At 38.2% G+C, this 20,479-nt stretch carries 18 protein-coding genes and 1 tRNA gene; 15 read left to right on the forward strand and 4 right to left on the reverse strand.

Annotated elements, in window-relative coordinates; genetic code table 11:
- The first annotated feature begins 114 nt into the window (after nucleotides 1–114).
- Together VB083_RS03315 and VB083_RS03320 are read left to right on the forward strand one after the other, a co-directional pair.
- Nucleotides 115–681: a site-specific integrase gene (locus tag VB083_RS03315; RefSeq protein ID WP_323401735.1), complete on the forward strand. Its 567-nt coding sequence runs from the start codon at nucleotides 115–117 to the stop codon at nucleotides 679–681.
- An 803-nt stretch (nucleotides 682–1,484) separates the two neighbouring features.
- Complete coding sequence (locus VB083_RS03320) at nucleotides 1,485–2,270, forward strand: Bro-N domain-containing protein (RefSeq protein ID WP_323401736.1); 786 nt, start codon at nucleotides 1,485–1,487, stop codon at nucleotides 2,268–2,270.
- A gap of 1,282 nt (nucleotides 2,271–3,552) precedes the next feature.
- Here the strand turns inward: VB083_RS03320 and VB083_RS03325 are convergent.
- The 3 genes from VB083_RS03325 to VB083_RS03335 all read right to left on the reverse strand — a co-directional run bounded on the left by VB083_RS03325 (nucleotide 3,553) and on the right by VB083_RS03335 (nucleotide 5,865).
- Nucleotides 3,553–3,780, reverse strand: a complete 228-nt coding sequence (locus tag VB083_RS03325) for a hypothetical protein (protein WP_303862080.1) — start codon at nucleotides 3,778–3,780, stop codon at nucleotides 3,553–3,555.
- 31 nt (nucleotides 3,781–3,811) lie between these two features.
- A complete protein-coding gene (locus VB083_RS03330; RefSeq protein ID WP_323401737.1) occupies nucleotides 3,812–5,602 on the reverse strand; it encodes a site-specific integrase in 1,791 nt (596 codons plus the stop codon).
- A 164-nt stretch (nucleotides 5,603–5,766) separates the two neighbouring features.
- A tRNA-Sec gene (locus VB083_RS03335) sits at nucleotides 5,767–5,865 on the reverse strand.
- 171 nt (nucleotides 5,866–6,036) lie between these two features.
- Here VB083_RS03335 and VB083_RS03340 point away from each other — a divergent pair.
- The gene (locus tag VB083_RS03340) at nucleotides 6,037–7,281 is read left to right on the forward strand and encodes a Zn-dependent hydrolase (protein ID WP_323401738.1); all 1,245 of its coding nucleotides are present in this window, start codon (nucleotides 6,037–6,039) and stop codon (nucleotides 7,279–7,281) included.
- A 20-nt stretch (nucleotides 7,282–7,301) separates the two neighbouring features.
- Nucleotides 7,302–7,793, forward strand: coding sequence for a QueT transporter family protein (locus VB083_RS03345; protein WP_307880026.1), 492 nt, complete (start codon nucleotides 7,302–7,304; stop codon nucleotides 7,791–7,793).
- 27 nt (nucleotides 7,794–7,820) lie between these two features.
- On the opposite strand, the gene cysS is transcribed toward VB083_RS03345, so the two are convergent.
- Nucleotides 7,821–9,236 (reverse strand): cysteine--tRNA ligase, encoded by a 1,416-nt coding sequence (gene cysS / locus VB083_RS03350; protein ID WP_213690150.1) that lies wholly within the window; start codon nucleotides 9,234–9,236, stop codon nucleotides 7,821–7,823.
- 121 nt (nucleotides 9,237–9,357) lie between these two features.
- Here cysS and VB083_RS03355 point away from each other — a divergent pair, with 121 nt between their 5' ends.
- From VB083_RS03355 to VB083_RS03405, 11 genes are all read left to right on the forward strand, one after another.
- Complete coding sequence (locus tag VB083_RS03355) at nucleotides 9,358–10,833, forward strand: excinuclease ABC subunit UvrC (protein WP_213701086.1); 1,476 nt, start codon at nucleotides 9,358–9,360, stop codon at nucleotides 10,831–10,833.
- Nucleotides 10,811–11,920, forward strand: a complete 1,110-nt coding sequence (gene ribD / locus VB083_RS03360; RefSeq protein ID WP_307880027.1) for a bifunctional diaminohydroxyphosphoribosylaminopyrimidine deaminase/5-amino-6-(5-phosphoribosylamino)uracil reductase RibD — start codon at nucleotides 10,811–10,813, stop codon at nucleotides 11,918–11,920. The genes VB083_RS03355 and ribD overlap by 23 nt, the downstream gene beginning before the upstream one ends.
- Complete coding sequence (locus tag VB083_RS03365) at nucleotides 11,902–12,552, forward strand: riboflavin synthase (RefSeq protein ID WP_213690147.1); 651 nt, start codon at nucleotides 11,902–11,904, stop codon at nucleotides 12,550–12,552. The genes ribD and VB083_RS03365 overlap by 19 nt, the downstream gene beginning before the upstream one ends.
- Before the next feature lie 37 nt (nucleotides 12,553–12,589).
- Entirely contained in the window at nucleotides 12,590–13,831 is a 1,242-nt protein-coding gene (locus VB083_RS03370; protein ID WP_213701088.1) for a bifunctional 3,4-dihydroxy-2-butanone-4-phosphate synthase/GTP cyclohydrolase II, read from the forward strand.
- Between the two features lie 21 nt (nucleotides 13,832–13,852).
- Nucleotides 13,853–14,338, forward strand: coding sequence for a 6,7-dimethyl-8-ribityllumazine synthase (gene ribE, locus VB083_RS03375; RefSeq protein ID WP_213690145.1), 486 nt, complete (start codon nucleotides 13,853–13,855; stop codon nucleotides 14,336–14,338).
- On the forward strand, nucleotides 14,338–15,618 hold the full coding sequence (serS, locus tag VB083_RS03380; RefSeq protein WP_213695630.1) for a serine--tRNA ligase: 1,281 nt from the start codon (nucleotides 14,338–14,340) through the stop codon (nucleotides 15,616–15,618). The genes ribE and serS overlap by 1 nt, the downstream gene beginning before the upstream one ends.
- A gap of 148 nt (nucleotides 15,619–15,766) precedes the next feature.
- A complete protein-coding gene (locus VB083_RS03385) occupies nucleotides 15,767–17,518 on the forward strand; it encodes a WecB/TagA/CpsF family glycosyltransferase (RefSeq protein WP_323401739.1) in 1,752 nt (583 codons plus the stop codon).
- A 7-nt stretch (nucleotides 17,519–17,525) separates the two neighbouring features.
- A complete protein-coding gene (locus VB083_RS03390) occupies nucleotides 17,526–17,984 on the forward strand; it encodes a CBS domain-containing protein (RefSeq protein ID WP_213690143.1) in 459 nt (152 codons plus the stop codon).
- The gene (locus VB083_RS03395; RefSeq protein ID WP_213690142.1) at nucleotides 17,977–18,300 is read left to right on the forward strand and encodes a hypothetical protein; all 324 of its coding nucleotides are present in this window, start codon (nucleotides 17,977–17,979) and stop codon (nucleotides 18,298–18,300) included. The genes VB083_RS03390 and VB083_RS03395 overlap by 8 nt, the downstream gene beginning before the upstream one ends.
- Before the next feature lie 59 nt (nucleotides 18,301–18,359).
- On the forward strand, nucleotides 18,360–20,267 hold the full coding sequence (locus tag VB083_RS03400; protein WP_213695629.1) for a V-type ATP synthase subunit I: 1,908 nt from the start codon (nucleotides 18,360–18,362) through the stop codon (nucleotides 20,265–20,267).
- Entirely contained in the window at nucleotides 20,252–20,470 is a 219-nt protein-coding gene (locus VB083_RS03405; protein WP_013048378.1) for an ATPase, read from the forward strand. The genes VB083_RS03400 and VB083_RS03405 overlap by 16 nt, the downstream gene beginning before the upstream one ends.
- The last annotated feature ends 9 nt before the right edge of the window (nucleotides 20,471–20,479 follow it).

Consider the following 20,479-nt stretch of genomic DNA (forward strand, 5'->3'; position numbering starts at 1 on the left):
TAGACATCAATCATTGTTCAATGTTGATTTTAAATGACTCATAATGTATTATGACAAGCATTGAATGCCATTCAAACACCCTTTAATATCTAGCTTGAAAGGAGCGTATCAACATTGAAATTTGTTCAGCCTATTAGAGACAAGCGCAAGATTGAGGCCATGAAAAAAGTTTTAAAGAGTGAAAGTGTGAGGGATTACGCACTCTTTGTCTTAGGAATCAATTCAGGTCTCCGTATTTCAGACCTCCTTGCTTTATCAGTTGATGATGTAACAACAGAGACAGGAAACATAAAGGAACGGATTACACTAAAAGAGAATAAGACAGGCAAGACAAAAGACTTTCCAATAGGAACATCCGCACATAAAGCCCTTAAAGAATATTTAGATACATCCAGTTTAGAAACAACATCACCTCTCTTTCTTTCAAGAAAAGGAACTAAGGCCATACGAAGAGAGCAAGCTTACCGAATCCTTAACAACGCAGCCAGAACAGTAGGTATTAAAGACAAGATAGGAACCCATACGTTAAGAAAAACATTTGCATATCATGCCTACAAGAGTGGCTACGACCTGTCTATGATACAGAAGTTATTGAATCATTCAGCACCTTCTGTAACGCTAAGATACATAGGCATTACTCAAGAAGAGATGGACGACGTTTACTTGACGTTGAACCTTTAAGATAAAGAAAGAAGAGAAGAGAATAACTTATTTACTTTAAGTCGTATTCTTTTGTATTAAGAACACCCCCGCACTTGGGGGGTTAGAGAAAAGAGACGTTACACTATATAAAGGCGCTCATAAAAATTTATGCCTAATTTTAACGACATTGTACCTCAATTTAACAATGACATGTCATCTGTTTTCCCTTCTTATTTCAATAAAATGAAATTCAATTAGATATATTGGCTATTCAAGTTGTTCTGCTCACTTTTACCTTTATTTCGACCTGCCAGAATCGCTCACAACATGCCTAACTTTACATAAAGGTATGTTGATATATCTCATAAAACAGCCTTATTTACTACAAAGAAAAGAGACAGAGCAGTTATTCATCTGCTTACTTTATTGAATTCAGTATTTAACTACCATGAATATATTATGAGGTTTATCTAAAAAAGACTTTAATATCAACGCTAAGAGGTCTATCTACTGTTAAGCCAGTCTTTATATTCCTTGGTTGAATAATTGTCATAGAAATGATTTTGAAGGCTTAATGTCGCCTTGAATTAAATATAACAAGGTATGAATTAATATCTTTACTATTTTTGTCTTGTATTCAAGTTGGGTAGGATTAAAGAGAACCCTTGTAGCTTTAAGTTACAAAGGCTCTCTTCATTAAATTTTGGAGGGAGTTTATTTTGAAAGGTGTTTATGTTAGGAATGACATTTACTTCCATTGCTTTTGAATCATGTTGTTGGACTATGGCGTAAAGCTGTAGTCCTCTTTTATTTTATCTAAACTTAAAAAGGAGTGTTTTAAAATGACAGAATTAACAGGAGCAAATGCAATGGAGATTTTTAATTTCGAAGATGATATAGAGAAGCGGGTAAGAGTTATTGTAGATGGAAAAGGTGAGCCTTGGTTCTTGGCTAATGATATAGCAAGAGTGTTGGGATACTCAAATTTATATAACGCAATTTCAACACATTGTAAGAATGTACAGCAATATACTATACATATAGGGTCCCCTGTTTTGAGGGGCACAAAAGGTAGGGGTGGGTTAAGACCGAATACAACTACAAGTATAATTCCTACAAGTGATGTTTGCAGACTTATTGTTGGGTCTAAGCTACCTTCAGCACAACGTTTTGAACGTTGGGTATTTGATGAAGTCTTGCCTACTATACTTAAACATGGTGTTTACGCCACACCAGTGACACTAGAGAAAATGCTCGATGATCCGGACGCTATGATATCAATGCTGAATGTTATTAAAGAAGAGCGAAAAAAGAGAGCCGAAATTGAACAGGAGAACGCCACACTAAAACCTAAAGCTCTTGTCTTTGATACACACTATGCTCAAGGGAAAGTAGTGTCAGCTTGTGAGTTTGTAAGAACACTTGATGGTATAGATAAAATAAAGTTTAAACGTAGAATGGCAGAGTTAGGCTATTTCTATAAGCTGCCTACACGTAGTACATATCGTGTATATTCTAAATACTTAGGCCCCGATAAGCTGTTCTTGGAGAAACATCATGTACGTTATGATCAATTTACTGTTCGTATTTCTTATGTCCTAATACCTACTAGAATAATGAGACACTAGTCTATTATCATCATTGTCTATTAGCAGAATAGAGCAATGAGAGTAGAAAAAACAGGCACTAAGGTTTACCAAGGACACTCTTACATGAGCGTTATTGCTAACGAAAAATAAAAGCCCCTGTAGCGTAATGAGACTACAAGAGGCCATCTATGATGTTAATAAAGGTGTCATAATAGCCCTTAAGTTAAAATGATAGGGATTAATGACATCTGATTAAAAGAGTTCTACAACAACAAGATAATGAATGTCTTTAAAATGTAGTAGTGAAGGACTGTAAGTAATAACAAGTCTTGTCCTGTCTCCAGGCTTATTAAGCTAGACTTAGCTATCTTAATCTTAAGAAGGGTAAAGTATGTTGATATGATGTTGATTGTCTTATCCATTTGTATATGACAATCTGTCTTTAGTTCAGTTATACAAGCAAGAGTGAGAGTCAAGCATATCTAAAGTTTTCTTCATGTCTTTTAGTGTAACTAACTAATCATGAAGATTGCTTTACTACTTCTTGAGAATTCTCTTATTAAGGAAGTTATTAATACATATTATTTAATACATCATAATCATCATTACCTTAGATACACTTAAGTACACTTAAGTATCTTAAGTAATCTTAAGTTTTCTTTTTGTTCTCTTTTGTTTACCCCTATAGGTGTCCACTAATTTAAATCCACGTCTTTTTATAGCTAAAAGAAGATACTAAAAAATTAGTGTTTATCTTTTATTTGACATGTCCATTATCACTGTTCTTTACTGGTCATTATTTCTTTTAAGACACGTTCTTGCCTTAAGGATATCTTACATATTTGTTATTCTTTTTACTTCTTATTTTCTCAATCATCATCTTTTTTTCTTTTGTCATTTTTCTTACCCCTTTCGTTCTCTTTAGTTTTCTTTTTGTTTATTCATAAGGTGTCCATTAATTCATAACCCAGTATTCATGAGGTTTCACATGATTATGAATACAATGAAATAAAATAGCCATTTGTGCTATGTAATTTAAACAAGTTTAGTTAGCTATGAAATATTGATTCATGGAGGACACAGTTAATAGGTGATGTCATTTTGATTATATTTCTCTAAAAAGGGTATCAGGATGCCTCTAGGATGTTCAAGGTTGATTTGTTGGTGTAATTAATCGTCTTGAGAAAAGAAAGAGTGCTTGGGGCTATTTTGAGATGTTAAGAAAAAATAGAAGAGGCCAGTTTATCATAATTCCGTACCTCTTCTATCTGATTACAACTACTTGTAAGATCCTACGTGGCCTGGGTGAAACGTCTTGTAGCTAATTCCTAGCAATTCCTAAGTTAGCTCTTGAAAAGACAATATGGAGTCTACCAATCCAGAAACAATCGTCTAAGTAGTTTTTATTCTTGTAATTTTCATGGTGATAAAACTCTAAGCCTTTGACTTCATTTTTAGGGAGAACGTCAATAAAAAAATCAGCTTGTTTTACTCCTGTAAGTTGAGCAAAAAATGAGAGCGTTAATTCAGTAAGTCTTGTAATAGTCATGGCTTATAGTTGCCTCCTAATTATTTTTTAGTCAGTAGGAGAAATAATTGTTATATCCTCCTTGTTCTTTAATTGCTTGTACAAGTGGCTCTAAGTTAACTTCCGGTGTAACCTTAATTGTTAGTTCTTTATAAATTATTCTGATATCGTAATCTTTGCCGTAACGATCAAGAGTAATGTCTTTACCTTGTTCATGTCCGATTACTTGCTTAATGAACCTTGGCTTTATCTGTTTTTGTTTACATAGGTTTGCAAAAGTATGCCTAAAGCTGTGAAAGACTTTTTTCCCTACTTTCTCTTCCTCTTTCTTGTCCTTGACTCCTATTTTTTCAATATACCTATTGAACCATTTGCTGATGTTGTCGCTATACTTTCCATTAGCTCCTCTTTTTTCAAGAGTAGGGAAGAGGCGTTCTTCTTTTCTTGTTCTCATGTTTTCTACATATTCAAGAAAATTAAGCTGATAAAGAACAGGAGGAAGAGGGACTAAGCGTTCAGAGGCTAAACTCTTTACGTGTTTATCATTTTTCCCATTGATGTAAAAACAGAGTATATTTTTCTCTTCTCTAATATCTGTTAAATAGAGTTGACATATTTCCTCTATACGCATTCCAGAAACAAGAGAGATGATAGGAACCCAATATCTCGCTGGATCACCTTTAGCAGCTTTTAAATAACTTTTAGGATTAAATATTTTGCCTAAGTCTTCTGGTGTAAATACTGCTCTTTGTTGAGATTGTCTTCTTTTAGGCTGTTTGAATTTCATTACTGTTGCTAAACCCTCTTTTACAGGATAGCCTCTGTCTCTAGCCCAATTAAGAAACCCTCCTATTTTTACTGACCGATTGGATAGAGTACAAGGTGATAACTTATCCTTTTCGGGAATATCCATATCACTTAGTTCTCTTAAGCCTTTATCTGCATATTTAGGATTTTTGACTCTGTTTTTAGGTATTCTTAAAAAGCGGTTTCTAGCGTCTCTCATATGTTCAGAAGATAACTTCCCAATAGGCATATCTCCTATCATTTCTATAAAATCTTTAACCATAGGCTCATTATCTTGTCTTGTTCGTTCAGTCCATTCTTTTAGTTGTAGTTTGTCTTTAACAAACTCTTCAAGAACGACAGACAACAAAGGCCCCTTATCAACTTCTTTTTCTTCTTCATGAGATAAGGAAATAGGCTGAACCATAGAAAAATTATCTTGAGTTTCAGGGAAAAATAAAGCCTTACTTTCAATTGGTGAATAATCTCCTAATGTCCTTTTTTGCAAGACCTCAAGTGCTTGAATTTGGGCCTTAAGCATTTCTCGACAAAGGATAGAGAATGAATCACTATCTTCTGGTATATCAATGTTTTGCTCTTTCAATAGCTCTTGAGCATGAAATTTCATTCTCCTATGATCACTTAAAGTGAGAGCTTCCCAACTATCCTGTTTAAGAGAAGACCATACTTCACTTTGTCTTTCAATATCCCCTAGCGTGATTCCTGTCTTTCTTGTAGTGGCCCGTTCTCGCTCATCATTATCAAGATTATCTTTTAACCATTGATTGACAAGGACTCTTATTTCATCCTTGCTTAGCTCTTTCATTGCCCTATATTTCCCCCTTCGTATGTCTTTAAAGAATATCGAAAGTTCCCACGCAAGATGTTGAGCTTTCTTTTCTGCTTTTTTGAGTCGTGAAGTCTTGAGAGAGATATTAATTTCTGTCATTTTTAAATGCTCTTTGATGTCTTTGGGAACCCTCATTCTAAAGTGAAGGATTTCGCCTCTTTGGACAAGATAGAGTGGGAATGATGATAAAGAAAAGCCGACTACCATATGAATTTTTACCCTCCTTTCTTCACCTTTTTAATCACAACTTAACTACACTGTGGTAAGTGTGTGTAGCAATGTGTGTAGCAAAGTGTTTATAAGGCTTTAAGAGTACAAATTCCAGTAATCGGCTTCTGAAAAGTCTGTAATATCAAGGCTCCGTAAAAAAATGGCGGAGGCGTGTGAGAATCGAACTCACCAAAGACGGCCAACGCCGCCTCTCGACCGGGTTTGAAGCCCGGGGGCCTCACCAGAGACCACTCGCCTCCATAGAACAATTGAATATTGTAAAGGGCGATTGAGAAAAAGTCCAGTCATGATAAGTTTTATAATTATTCTTCCTTTCTCTAAATGGTTTTTTCATATAAGGTTTCCCTCTTGAAAGACATATGGCATAATTCATTGAAATAGCTGGAATAAAAGAAAGGGGAGACACATAAATGCTTGAGAGTAAAGTTTCAAGAATACAGCGCGATATAGAGACAATGGCTCGTTTTACAGCCACTCCCGGTTTAGGAATGACAAGACTTTCCTTTACAGAAGAAGACAAAAAAACGAGAGAGTTTATTTGTTCAGAAATGGAAAAAGCAGGGTTGCATGTTTATACTGATGCGGCAGGTAGTATCTTTGGACGCAGAGAGGGAACACAAAAAGATGCTCCTTTAGTTATGATTGGCTCTCATTTTGACTCTGTTAAAAATGGTGGTAATTTTGATGGACCCGCTGGTATTGTTACAGCCCTTGAAATAGCCAGAATTTTGTACGAAAACAATATTTCAACGGCAAATCCTATAGAATTTGTAGCAATGATTGAAGAAGAAGGAACACGTTTCGGCGCAGGTTTGTATGGCAGCAGAGCAATGACAGGCAAAGTTCCTCATAGTGAAATAGAGTCTTTTCGCGACGCTGATGGAGTTTCTCTTGGAGAAGCTATGGAAAAATTTGGCCTTGATCCACTTAAAATAAAGGATGCTATTCGAAACCCTGAAGATTTAAAAGCGTTTATAGAATTGCACATTGAGCAAGGGCCAGTTTTGGAATCGGAGAGTCTGGACGTGGGGTTTGTTAGCACCATCGTCGGAATCACTCGTTATGACATAGAAATTGAGGGACGAGCAGACCACGCAGGAACCACCCCTATGCATATGAGAAAAGATGCTCTTCTTGCTTCTTTTGAGGTTGCTAAAGCGATACATGATGCAGCCTATGCAAAGGGTGAAGGAACAGTTGGAACTGTCGGGAAACTTGTGGTTTATCCAGGTGGAGCTAACATCGTTCCTGGTAAGGTGTTCTTTACTGTCGATATCCGTTCAGTAGAACAAGGAAATATAGAAGATGTAGTGAAAGAAATGAAAGAGACTCTTGAGTATGTTTCTCATCAGATGGGTGTTTCTGTCCATATGGAGCAAAAACTTGCTATTCCTCCTGTACATCTTGCAGATGAAATACGAGGTATTTTTGAAGAGGAAGCCGTTGGAAGAAATATTCGTTATAGACATATGGTTAGCGGAGCAGGGCACGATGCAATGATTATGGCTTCTCTTACAAATGTTGGACTTATATTCGTGCCAAGTAAAGATGGACGAAGTCATTGTCCAGAAGAATGGACAGATTATGAACAACTCAAAAAGGGAATAGACATAGCTTTAGGAGCTATCTTAAGATTATCAGAGGCAAATATATAGCTTTAAGGAGATTTAGTTTAATGAATAAAAAGATAGAAGAATTTTTGACAGTGAAAAATATAGTTATTGCATCTCTCATCGCTGCAATCTATGCCACAACAACAATACTTTTGGCCCCTATCTCCTATGGCCCCATACAGGTGCGAGTTGCTGAGGCCTTGACTTTGCTACCATATCTTTGGCCTCAGGCGATTCCAGGGCTCTTCATTGGCTGTCTGATTTCAAATTTTGCAGGAGGGTTTGGGCTTATCGATGTCGTTTTTGGAAGTTTAGCGACGTTGCTTGCCGCTTTGGTAACAAGTCGTATGCCTAATCCTTACTTGGCGGCTCTTCCCCCGGTCATTTTTAATGCGCTCATTGTCGGTGGATACCTTTCAGTACTTGCAAAAATGCCTTTTCTTTACACTGCAATGTATGTAGGATTGGGAGAAATCATCGCTTGTGGTTTCCTGGGAATTCCACTTATTATTTTCTTGGAGAAAAAATTTATAAAAGAAAAGCGAGAACGTTAAACGCTCCCGCTTTTCTTAATTTTATATTTATAGTTGTTTTTTCCACTTCGTTCCTTCTGGGGTGTCTTCCAGTATTATTCCTTTTTTTGCAAGTTCATCTCTGATAGCATCTGATTTTGCGAAGTCTTTCGATTTTCTGGCTGCTGTTCTTTCTTCTATCATGGCTTCTATTTCAGAAACATTCAATGTTTCTTCTTGCGCTTCAAAACCTAAAATCCCCATGATATTATCAATTTTTCTAAAGAATTGTTCCGCCGCTTTGCATGCCTCTTCATCGAGAGTTGTATTTTCTTTAAGATACGTATTAACTGAGCGAACAACTTCAAATACAGCTCCTAAGGCTCCTGCTGTATTGAAATCGTCATTCATCTCTTCATAAAACTTATTCTCAGCCTGTTTGATTTCATCAACAAAAACTTGAGTTCCCTCTTTTTTTGTCATCTCTCGATTTTGAAGAGCATATTGGAGGTCTGTCCAGCAGTTCCTTAAACGCTCTACTGCTCCAGTTGCCTGGCTTAATCCTTCTTCAGAGAAGTTAATGGGTGAGCGATAGTGCGCACTAAGCATAAAATATCTAATCGCAAGGGGAGAAAATTTCTTACGTGCATTTCTCACTGTCAAGAAATTTCCTAGAGATTTAGACATCTTTTCTTTGTTGATCAAAAGATATCCATTGTGGAGCCAATAACGGACAAATTGAACACCTGTTGCCGCCTCTGCCTGTGCAACCTCGTTTTCATGATGAGGAAAAATAAGGTCACATCCACCAGAGTGAATATCAAAAGTATCCCCTAAATATTTAGTTGACATAACACTGCACTCGATATGCCAACCAGGTCGTCCCATTCCCCATGGGCTCTCCCATGCTGGTTCACCTGGTTTTTGAGATTTCCACAAAGCAAAATCAAGAGGATGACGTTTCCGCTCATTAATATCAATACGAGCTCCTGATTGCAGATCCTCAATACTTTGTTTTGAAAGCTTGCCATACTCAGTGAAACTTTCTACGCTGAAAAAGACATCCCCGTTAACAACATAAGCATGTCCCTTCTCGACAAGAATTTCAACTGTACGAACAATATCTTCCATATGCTCTGTAGCGCGAGGATGGATAGTAGCTCGTCTGACACCGAGAGAGTCAGTATCTTCAAAGTATTCTTTGATAAATCTGTCAGCTAGCTCTTTTACAGTTATACCCTCTTCATTAGCGCGATTTATCATTTTGTCATCAATATCTGTAAAATTTTGTACGAAAGTTACCTTATACCCAAGATCTTCCAGATAGCGACGAAATACATCAAAAACGATAAACGGACGAGCGTTCCCTATATGAAAATAATCGTACACTGTAGGGCCGCAACTATAAAAACCGACCTCTCCCTCTTTTAAAGGAACGAATGGTTCTTTTTTTCGAGTTAGATCATTGTAAATCACAAGACCCAATCTATACACCTCCATTTGCTAGAATACATTATAATGTAGTGTTACATATATAAAAATATGATATTTACGCAAAAGGAATTACTTTATATAACGATACCATAATTTAAACAGTGGTGGACTAATGATAAAACAAAATTTGAAAAATACGATTAAAAATCTTCCTCTTCGTCCAGGTGTTTATATCATGCGCGATGAGGAAGGTAATATAATTTATGTGGGAAAGGCAAAATCTTTACGAAAAAGGGTTTCTTCCTATTTCAGACATCAAGGTTTTGCCTCTCCTCGATTGCGTAAACTTGTAGAAACTATCGCTGATATTTCTATTATACGAACTGAGTCAGAAGCAGAAGCGCTTATTGTAGAATCAAGACTTATTAAAAAATACAAACCATTTTTTAATATAGACCTAAAAATGAATGAACGTTATCCGTACATAAAGATAACGGACGAAACCTTTCCTCGCCTTATCATTACTCGACACCGAGATAATGATGGGTCTACTTATTTAGGCCCTTTTATTAGTGCAAAGGACGTTCGAGCACTATTAAGAGTTGCAGAGCGATATTTTCCGTTGCGAAGTTGTAAGTCAGAGGTGAAGCCTGATAAGAAGAGGCGTCCATGTCTAGATTATTCTTTAGGGAGATGTCTTGCCCCATGTGCAGGTTTATGCAGTGAAGCAGAATATAGAGAAAGAGTGGATGATGTTATTCTTTTATTAACGGGCAAATCATCTGAGCTTGTAGAACGTATTCGTAAAAGAATGGATGAAGCGGCTCTCAATCTTGATTTTGAAAAAGCGGCCCGACATCGCGATGCTATACGAGCAATTTGGCGTTTATCTCGTCAAAGAGTGGCTTCTAGTCTTCAAGAAGATATAGATATTGAAACATGGGATGCACTGAATAAATTACAAAATCTTCTCCATATGGATATCCTGCCATGGCGAATTGATGGTTTTGATATTTCACACATGTCTGGACATGAAACGTATGGAGTAGCTGTTGTTTTTGAACAAGGTGTATCTAATCCTTCTCTCTATCGTCGCTTTAAAATACGGACAGTTGAAGGAATAGACGACTTCAGATCTATAGAAGAAGTTGTAAAACGTCGTTATACCAAAGTATTAGAGAATAATGAACCTCTTCCTCAGCTTATTCTTATAGATGGTGGTCCCGTGCAGTTAGAATTTGCAAAAAAGGCGCTACAAGATTTGGATATAATCAATATCCCAGTTATTTCTCTGGCGAAAAGAGAGGAACTGATATACCATAACGAAAAAGAATCTCCAATTAGGCTTGAGTGGACTGACCCTGTGCTTCAACTTCTGCAGAGAGTTCGTGATGAATCTCACCGTTTTGCTGTGAAAAGTCACAGACGAGGACGAAGTGTCGCTCTGACACGATCAGTTTTAGAAGAAATTCCCGGAGTTGGCAAACACACTGCAGCCATGTTGCTTTCTAATTTTGGCAGCGTAAAAAAGATAGCAGTTCTCTCTCCTGATGAGTTAATGAAAGTTAAAGGTATCGGACCCGCTTTAGCATTAAAAATAGCTACATTTTTTAGAGGTGAAGACAATGAGCCTGAAGCAGACTCGTGATGACGAATACTATATGCGAAGAGCATTGAGCTTGGCACGAAGAGGAACAGGGCATACATCTCCTAACCCTCTTGTCGGATGTGTGATAGTCAAAAATGAACAAATAATAGCTGAAGGGTATCATCATGCTTATGGTATGCCCCATGCTGAAGTGGAAGCGTTGAGACAAGCTGGCAATAGGGCAGAAGGTGCTACTGCTTATGTAAACTTGGAACCATGTGCTCATTATGGTAAAACTCCTCCGTGCGCGCCTCAACTTGTAGAAGCAGGTGTAAAACGTGTTGTTATAGGAATGGTTGATCCTCATGCTGTAGTAAATGGGAAAGGGATTGATATTCTTAAGTTGCACAATGTTGAAGTAAAAACAGGAATAATAGAGGAAGAATGTAAATGGTTAAATAGAGGGTTCATAAGAAGAATAAAAAATAATAGACCATGGTTTACACTTAAAACTGCCTCTACAATAGATGGGAAAATTGCCCTTCCCAATGGTGAAAGCCAATGGATTACGTCAGATGAAGCTAGAAACAGAGCCCATTTGCTTAGAGCAGAACATGATGCCATTCTTGTTGGCATCCAGACCGTACTTTGTGACGATCCATCGTTAACAGTTCGACACACTTGCGGAAAATCGCCACTTCGTGTTGTTGTTGATACACACTTAAGAACTCCTCAAAACGCTTCCATACTTAAAAATGAAGCAGCAGTTATTTTAGCCGGAGAGTCAGCTCGAAATACAAAAGAACATTATATTTTAGAAAAAGCAGGAGCTGAGTTGTTTTTTATTCCTGAAAGAGATAATCATGTTGATTTATTACACGCTGTAAAGGTTTTGGGGAATAGAGGCATTAATTCAGTTCTTGTAGAAGGTGGAGCTACAATAGCCTCTGCCTTTTTTAAAGAAAATTTAGTTGATGGAGTTTCTCTTTTTATCGCACCAACCATAATGGGGCAAGGCATTTCTCTTTTTGAAAGAATTGTAGTACCATCACTAGATAAACTCATTCGTATAACTGTCCGTAATGTTTCTAAAGCAGGACAGGACATATGGATAGAGGGGGTGCCTGAATGTTCACTGGACTTGTAGAGAGTATAGGCAAGCTTGTTTCTATAACGCCTTCAAAAGATGTTTATCATCTTAAGATTGAGGCTCCAGATATTGCTAGTGAACTTATTTTTGGTCAGTCGGTAGCTGTTTCTGGTGCTTGCGTGACTGTGACTTCTCACGATAATCGCTTTTTCAGCGCTGACATTATGCCGGAAACACAGAAACGAACTAAATTCCGTCTTTCAAAGCCAGGCAGCCTTGTTAATCTCGAGCGAGCGTTAACGGCTTCAGGGCGTTTTGATGGTCACATAGTAAGTGGGCACATTGATGGCATCGGAAGAGTTGCAGAAATTATTTCAATGGGAATAACTCACGTTATGAGAGTCGAGACAGATGAGTCTATTGCACAAATGATTGTAGAAAAAGGATCTATAGCTATTGACGGAGTCAGTTTGACGGTTATAGATGCGATGTCAAATTCTTTCTCTGTCGGTCTTATTCCTACAACATTACAAGAATGTACATTGGGTACTATTCAAGAAGGAGAAATTTTAAATATAGAAACAGACATTTTGGGCAAATATGTTTTAAAATTTATGAATCTACAAAGAAGTAATAAGCCCGTATCATCAAACTTGACAATGGAACAATTAAGAGAAATGGGTTGGTAGCAATTTATTATAGAGAGAGGAAAGGATCGAGGCTCTAATGAATAAAAGATGTGAACATGATTTTAGCTTAATAGAGGAAGCCATTGAAGATGTTAAAAATGGCAAGATGGTTATTGTTGTTGATGACGATAACAGAGAGAATGAGGGAGATATCGTTGTAGCTGCAGAAAAAGCTACAACGGAAATTATAAACTTCATGACCAAAGAGGCCAGAGGATTGGTCTGTGTTCCTATTACTGCTGATAGAGCACAATGTCTCCATTTGGAGCCAATGTCAAAAGATAATACTGATCGTCATGGAACAGCTTTCCTTATTAGCGTAGATGCAAAAGAAGGAACTACGACAGGTATCTCAGCTTCGGAAAGAGCCATAACTGCTCGGCTCCTTGCAAATCCCGAAGCCAAGCCAGACGATTTTTTACGTCCAGGACATATGTTTCCTCTCGCTGCAAAAAAAGGTGGCGTTCTGAAACGTGCAGGACATACAGAAGCTGCTGTTGATTTAGCTTGGATGGCAGGATTAACACCTGCTGGCGTTATTTGTGAGATTATGAACTCAGATGGAAGCATGGCACGTTTACCTGAACTCAAAGAGTTTGCTAAAGCTCATGGAATTCGTATTATATCAATCGAAGACTTGATTCGTTATAGAAGTTGCCGCGAAAAACTTGTAGAAAAAGTGGCGGAAGTTAAACTTCCTACGGCTTATGGTGATTTTACTGCCTATGCCTACCACAACATTCTCGATGAAGATCAGGATCGTGTTCATATAGCCTTAGTAAAAGGCGATGTTCGAGATGTAGAAGATGTTCTTGTTCGAGTACACTCTGAATGTTTAACTGGCGATGTCTTCGGATCACTTCGCTGTGATTGTGGCCCTCAACTTCATGCAGCTATGCAAAGAGTCGAAGAAGAAGGACGAGGAGTTGTCTTATATATGAGACAAGAGGGACGGGGAATAGGTATTGTCAATAAATTGAAGGCCTACCAACTACAAGAGAAGGGGCTAGATACTGTAGAGGCTAATGAAGCCTTGGGATACGCCGCAGATTTACGAGATTACGGTGTAGGTGCTCAGATTTTACAAGATCTTGGATTGAGTTCTATTCGATTAATGACAAATAATCCCAGAAAAGTTGTTGGCTTGCAAGGGTATGGATTAAAAATTACGGCACGTGTTCCTCTCGTAATTGAACCTAACAAATTTAATCAGCGTTACTTGAATACGAAAGAAGAAAAACTTGGTCACGTGCTTCATCTTAAGGATATACTCCGCTAGAGAAGGAAAGGGGGAACATGTATGAAGATTTCAGAGGGAAAGCTTATAGGTACTGGTTTAAGGTTTTGTATTGTAGCGTCACGTTTTAATGAATTAATTACTTCAAAACTCATTGACGGCGCAAAGGACATTTTGTTGCGCCATGGTGTTTCACATCAAAATATTGAAATTATGTGGATTCCGGGAGCTTGGGAAATTCCTTTAATAGCACAAGAGGCAGCTTTATCAGGTAAGTATGACGGAATTATCGCTTTGGGTGCTGTTATTCGAGGGGATACTCCACATTTCGAATATGTATCATCAGAAATGGCAAAGGGACTTGCTCATGTAGGGCTGACGCAAAGAATCCCCGTTGCCTTTGGAGTGTTGACATGTGACACCTTGGAACAAGCTCTTTTGCGTGCTGGAAGCAAAGCTGGGAATAAAGGAGCGGAGTCGGCTCTAGCTGTTATCGAAACCGCCAATCTATTAAAGGTTCTTCGAACGGGAAAGGAGCAAGAAGCATAATGCTTGAAATTAAATGGATACGTAACAATATAGAAGAAGTAAAGACCTTTTTAAAAAACAGAAATAACGATTTTGATGTTGAGAAAATTGTCACATTAGATGAAGAGAAAAGATCGTTGCTTGCAGAAACAGAAACACTAAAAGCACAGCGAAATGAAGGTTCTCGCAAAGTGGCCGAGGCCAAAGCGTCTGGAACTGATGCTGCTGCGCTTATGGAGGAAATGAAAACTTTAGGTCAGAAAGTTAAAGAAATTGATAACAAAATTTCTGAAATTGACAATGAGCTTCAGGCTCTGCTTTTACAAGTACCTAATAGACCTCACGATTCTGTTCCTGTGGGGAAGGATGAAAATGACAACATAGAAATTCGAAAATGGGGAACGCCTCACAAATTTTCTTTTGACCCCCAAGCACACTGGGATTTGGGAGAGCATTTAGGCATTCTTGACTTTGAAAAGGGTGCAGCTCTCGCTCAAAGTCGGTTTACTGTTCTCAAGGGAGCAGGAGCACGACTCGAAAGAGCTCTCATGAACTTTATGCTTGATCTTCATACAACTCAGCATGGTTATAAGGAAATTCAGCCTCCCTTCATGGTCTCTTCCCAGACAATGTTAGGTACAGGACAGCTCCCCAAATTTGCAGAAGATCTGTATAAGTGCGAGAACGAAGACCTCTGGCTTATTCCTACTGCCGAAGTTCCACTTACAAACCTTCATGCAGGTGAACTGCTTGCTGAGGAAAACTTGCCTTTATACTACACAGCATATACTCCTTGTTTTAGAAAAGAGGCAGGTAGCTACGGACGTGACGTAAGAGGAATGATGCGTCAGCATCAATTTGACAAAGTAGAAATGGTAAAGCTTTGCAAACCTGAAGAAAGCTACAATGAACTTGAAAAATTAACATCTAATGCAGAAGAAGTATTACAAAAGCTTGGACTCCCATACAGAGTTATCTGTTTGTGTACAGGTGACATGGGATTTGGCGCCAGCAAGACATATGATCTTGAAGTATGGCTTCCTTCTCAGGATAAGTATCGCGAGATTAGTTCTTGCAGTAACTGTGAGGATTTCCAAGCAAGAAGGATGGGCACACGGTATAAACCGGCAGATGGGGGAAAACCTCGATATGTACATACTCTCAACGGTTCCGGCATAGCAATTGGTAGAACACTTATTGCCGTTCTTGAAAATTACCAGAGAGAAGATGGATCGATAGAAATACCTGAAGCCCTCGTTCCTTATATGGGTGGCATGAAAGAAATTAAGCCCCTTTCATAAAAAAATCGTTTTTTTATGTAAAATGTAGATAAAGAAGATCATCTCAAATGAGATGATCTTCCTTAATTTTTAAATAAATAATGCAAAAGCTTTGTAAAATTGGTAGAATAGCTCGGAGAGCTTGTTTTTACTTATTTTAGAAGGAAGGGTGGGGCTTGCCATAGTCAAAATAATGTCTCTCATTGCAGAGATAAACCTTTATACTCTATTGCTTGTACTCGTCGTTGCTTGCTTCTTGTTTCAAAGACTATGCAGGCGTTCTCTAGAAAATAGCCAATATAACTATCTTAGGGATATTTTGCTTGTGGGAGCCTGGATGCTTAGTGGTATTTGGTCAGGCGATCCCGAAGTTACGCTTATCACTGGTATAGCAGTTATAGCTGCTGTGGTAGGTATGTATCAGCATTTTTATCCGCACAAAAAGCTTAGGTGGATTTATTTCATAATTGGAATTATTTTTGCTCTCTCTGGACCTAGAATAACGTTTTTAGGTTTGCCACAAGGCGAATACCTCTATTTATCTAACTTTATATCCATAGCCATTACTGGAATATGGATATCAGTTTTTCCTATTCTTATTCAGGAACTCGATAATATTCCAGGTATGGCTGGTCACCTTTTAGCTGTAACATTCTCCATTTTACTTTTAGCGACAGCATTTTCGGGGCAATATCTGCCAGATGCTTTCTATACAAGTATGACTGGTTTACTTATGCTGGGTGTTTTTTGGAGCCGGCATGGACATATGTATCGTCGATTAGGGGAGTCTTTGTCTGCTTTTTGGGGAGTTCTTGTTGCTGGAACATCTTTGTTAGGTGTAAGTAAGGGAATTACTTTTAGTACAATGATGGTGTTGCCTTTAGGGCTTTTTGCTATTCCTCTAATGGAAACATCACTTCATTTTGCCAGCACAATACTTTCTGCAAATCCAAAGGGTGCAATGGTAATTTACCGCAGTCTTGTTGCAAGAGGTATCGATCATCCCAGTGCAGTTAAATTTATTACATCAATTTGTGCCTTAGTAGGAGTTCTTATAGCCATGTTTCAACTTACCGCAGGAAAACAAGCCATATTGTTAGTGAGCGTTACCGTCTTTTTTGCTGGTTTGACACTTATACCGGTATTTTCCAGACTTCTGCGTCAAAAGAAAATTTCTGGAGAGCGTCCTGAGCTATGGGGAGTTTCTCTAGACAATGTTTCAATGAATTATGCCATAGCTAAAGTCAAATCTCTTTTGGGGCAAAACAATGGATGCTCTCTCATCTCTACTGTAAACTCATTAGCTGTTCAAACGGCTTTGAAAGATAGAGAATATAAAAAGATTGTATCTCAAGCTGCCTTAACTTTAGCGGATGGTACTGGGTTAATGTGGGCTTTGCGTTTTCTTGGCAGACCTGTGCAAGAACGAATTACCGGCATAGATTTCCTAATTCAGTTGTGTCGTACGGCAAGTGTTGAAGGTTGGCCTGTTTATTTTTTAGGAGGAAAACCTGGTGTTGCTAATGCAGCAGTAGAAAAATTGAAAGGACAATACTCCGATTTAAAAATATCGGGAGTGCATGATGGATATTTTTCTTCTGGTACAGAGGAGGAGGGCATCATTCGAGAGATTAAAGAAAATAAAACATGCCTTCTCTTTGTTGGCATGGGGCTTCCTCGCCAAGAGAAATGGATTTATGCCCATCGTGAAGATTTGGGAAATCTTGTTGCCATAGGTGTAGGCGGCTCTTTTGATGTTATTTCAGGGAAATTAACTCGGGCACCTCTTCTCATACAGAAAGCAGGACTTGAATGGTTATATCGTCTTGTGCAAGAACCTTGGAGGTGGAAAAGGGATCTTGAACTTTTTACCTTTGCGGTTCGAGTTCTTTTGACAAAAATAGGTATAGTTAGGAGGTAACAGCACATTGAACACTTGCGCCAGAGAATTAATGCATCGTGATCTTACCGCAGTCATGGAAGAAGATTCTATACAAGATGCTGTTCATATTCTTTATAGTCACAACTTATCCGGGTTGCCCGTAGTGAGGGAAGATTGGGAACTTGTCGGGTATTTATCTGAATCTGATATTCTGCAAGCAGCAATTCCGACATATCTGGAAATTCTTGCACAAAGCTCCTTCCTGAATAATGGTGAAATTCATCTCGTTGATCGTTTCAAAAATTTAGGCAAAAGACTCGTCAGGGATTTTATGACAAAAGATCCATTTTATGTAGAACCTTCTGCAAGTCTCATGACAGTCGCAGATCTTATGTTAAGGAAGAGTATTAAAAGACTTCCTGTAGTTGAAAATGATAAATTCATCGGCATTATCAACAGAGAAGCATTTTGCGAGTTTGTAATGGAGGAACGGGAAAGTGAGTAACAATGAGGTCCAATCTGTGGAAGAACAGATTGAAGCCCTTCGTTGCCAACTCGAAAATGAATATAAAACGGAAGAAAAGAGATTGTTAGAAGAGAAACAAAAAGCCTACGAACGTCTTGATGAAATGGAAAAACAGACGATCCAGGAAATAGAAAATGAGTGGCAAAACAAAGAAGCTCGGGTAAAACAACAAACCATCGATTATGAAAAAGAAATTCGTCAAGATCTTTCAAGCCTAATGAACGATATAAGTAAATCCATAAAAATAAAAAGTTTAGTAGAAGAGGCAGTTGCTCTCGTACTAAATAAAAAATAACAACAGAATAGCATTATTACTGTGGAGGGGGGTGGGCTGAGAGAAAGGAAGATGCTCTCTTGATTCGTGATATGCTCAGACTTGCCATATGGGGAGTTACAAGTCGAAAAACCGAAATCATAGAAAAATTACATGATTTCGGCGTTTTGCATCTTGAGTTCCCACGTTCCACAGAAATGACAACACCTCAGCTTGATCAGCTCAGACTTTTAAGAGGAAAGCTTTTGGGGATGTTAGAATCATTAGAATGGAAAGAATGGTCTGAACTAACAGAAAATGATATAACTACATCTCGCGAAAAAATCAAATTACCCTTTAATGAAATAATGACTGAGATAAATGAAAGTCTCGATAAATTTTCTGAGCGACTTACTCAGACGATAGAAGAGAGAAATTCTTTACGTGAGTTATATCTCAAATTGAAGAGATCACAAGACATTCTTTATCATTTTCATTCCTTTGTGAAAGAAGAAGCAGATCAAGGTAATGTTGCTTCGTTGTGGTGGGTTGATAAAAAAGAGATATCGGAAATACTCACCTCTCTTCGTACCGAAATTGTACGTGTGACACCTGTAAAAGATAGAGAATACCTTCGTTATCATTCGTATACTCCTAATGAAAATGAGACACTTCTTGCTATAAGCGTTCAGGATTTAGCTCGTGAAATAGTGACAAATTCTTTGCGTTCATATGGTGCCATACATTGGAAAGCCCCTGCAGGATATGAGCGAGATGTGTTACTTGACTCAACGGAAGCTATAACAGAAGGATTACGATGGATACCCCTGCGCCTTGAAGAATTGCAAGCTAACTTAAAAGAGACGGCTCGCGTTTGGGGGCCTCATTTCGCATCATTATATATTTTGGCAGACGAGCGCTTAGAAGAGCTCCTCGTTGAAAAATCAGCTCATTCTTTTGATAGTGCTTTTCTTATTGAAGGATGGCTTCCTGCGGATGAGCTAGAAGCCACACTTACCAATCTAAAAGGAACTTTCGGGAATGAAGTATTTGTTCAGTGGAGATATCCCTCCACTGAAGAATGGAATAAGGTACCTATATCCCTTTCGAATAAAGCTTTCTTCCGGCCTTACGAGCTTTTTTTAAAATTGCTGCAACCACCTCGTTATAAAACTGCTGACCCTACAGCTATGATTGCCTTGTTTTTCCCCTTTTTTGGGGGATGTATGGTAGGAGATATGGGGTACGGAGCTATAATTTTGTTATTAGGATGGTGGCTCTACCGAAAAAAAGAGAAAAGAATTATATCTGATCTAGGATATATACTCATTTCTTTATCGATTTGGAGCATCATTTGGGGACTTGCTTACGGCGAATTTTTTGGTGATGTAGCCCATCGTCTTTTCCACCTTGAACCTCTATGGGTAGAACGGTCTCACGCCGTTATGCCTGTCATGGCTTTTACAATAGCATTGGGTGCTGCTCATATTATATTAGGGTTACTGATAGGTTTTTATGAAGGAATAAAAGCGAAAAATAAACATATATGGATGGAAAAATCTGGAAATCTGCTGGTACTTATTGCTTTGATAAGTACCCTAGTGAGTTTGAAAGGATGGCTTCCCCATAGTTTCTTTACAATATCTATGTCTATTTTAATCGTTGGTCTTGTTCTTCTTGTTGTTGGGGGAGGAATAGGTGGTCTTGTAGAATCTTTCGGTGCTGTGGGAAACATTTTAAGTTACGTGCGTATCGCCGCAATAGGACTTTCATCTGCTATACTTGCTCTTGTTGCATCAAAGTTTGTTGATGTTTTTGGCCTTTCGATCTTAGGTTTATTCCTTGCTTTATGTATTCATTTACTCAATTTTGTTCTAGCTATAGGTGGGGCAAGTATACACTCAGCCCGATTACATTATGTAGAGTTTATGGGGAAATTTTACTCTGGTGGCGGTAAAGACTACAAACCATTTTCACGGAGGAGGGAACTTCGATGGAAAAAGGAATAATAGCACTTGCAGCAGCCTTGGCTGTTGGAATCCCTGCTTTTGCTACAGCTATGGCGCAGGCCAAGATAGGTAGTGCAGGAGCAGGAACAATAGCTGAAAAGCCTGAAACGGCTGGTGTAATGATTATTCTTGAAGCTATACCCGAAACTATGGTTATACTTGGTTTCGTTGTAGCTATCATGTTGATTTTACAATTTGCCTAGGGGAGATAC

Origin of the sequence: Aminobacterium sp. (assembly GCF_034926885.1) — a bacterium.
In the GTDB taxonomy this organism is placed as follows: domain Bacteria; phylum Synergistota; class Synergistia; order Synergistales; family Aminobacteriaceae; genus Aminobacterium.

Bases quoted from the DNA above. Each gene is read 5' to 3' on its own strand.
- ribE (WP_213690145.1), top strand. From the start codon at position 13,853: ATGAAGATTTCAGAGGGAAAGCTTATAGGTACTGGTTTAAGGTTTTGT.
- VB083_RS03330 (WP_323401737.1), bottom strand. From the start codon at position 5,602: ATGGTAGTCGGCTTTTCTTTATCATCATTCCCACTCTATCTTGTCCAA.
- VB083_RS03320 (WP_323401736.1), top strand. From the start codon at position 1,485: ATGACAGAATTAACAGGAGCAAATGCAATGGAGATTTTTAATTTCGAA.
- VB083_RS03405 (WP_013048378.1), top strand. From the start codon at position 20,252: ATGGAAAAAGGAATAATAGCACTTGCAGCAGCCTTGGCTGTTGGAATC.
- VB083_RS03325 (WP_303862080.1), bottom strand. From the start codon at position 3,780: ATGACTATTACAAGACTTACTGAATTAACGCTCTCATTTTTTGCTCAA.
- VB083_RS03340 (WP_323401738.1), top strand. From the start codon at position 6,037: ATGCTTGAGAGTAAAGTTTCAAGAATACAGCGCGATATAGAGACAATG.
- VB083_RS03355 (WP_213701086.1), top strand. From the start codon at position 9,358: ATGATAAAACAAAATTTGAAAAATACGATTAAAAATCTTCCTCTTCGT.
- serS (WP_213695630.1), top strand. From the start codon at position 14,338: ATGCTTGAAATTAAATGGATACGTAACAATATAGAAGAAGTAAAGACC.
- VB083_RS03365 (WP_213690147.1), top strand. From the start codon at position 11,902: ATGTTCACTGGACTTGTAGAGAGTATAGGCAAGCTTGTTTCTATAACG.
- VB083_RS03345 (WP_307880026.1), top strand. From the start codon at position 7,302: ATGAATAAAAAGATAGAAGAATTTTTGACAGTGAAAAATATAGTTATT.
- VB083_RS03370 (WP_213701088.1), top strand. From the start codon at position 12,590: ATGAATAAAAGATGTGAACATGATTTTAGCTTAATAGAGGAAGCCATT.
- ribD (WP_307880027.1), top strand. From the start codon at position 10,811: ATGAGCCTGAAGCAGACTCGTGATGACGAATACTATATGCGAAGAGCA.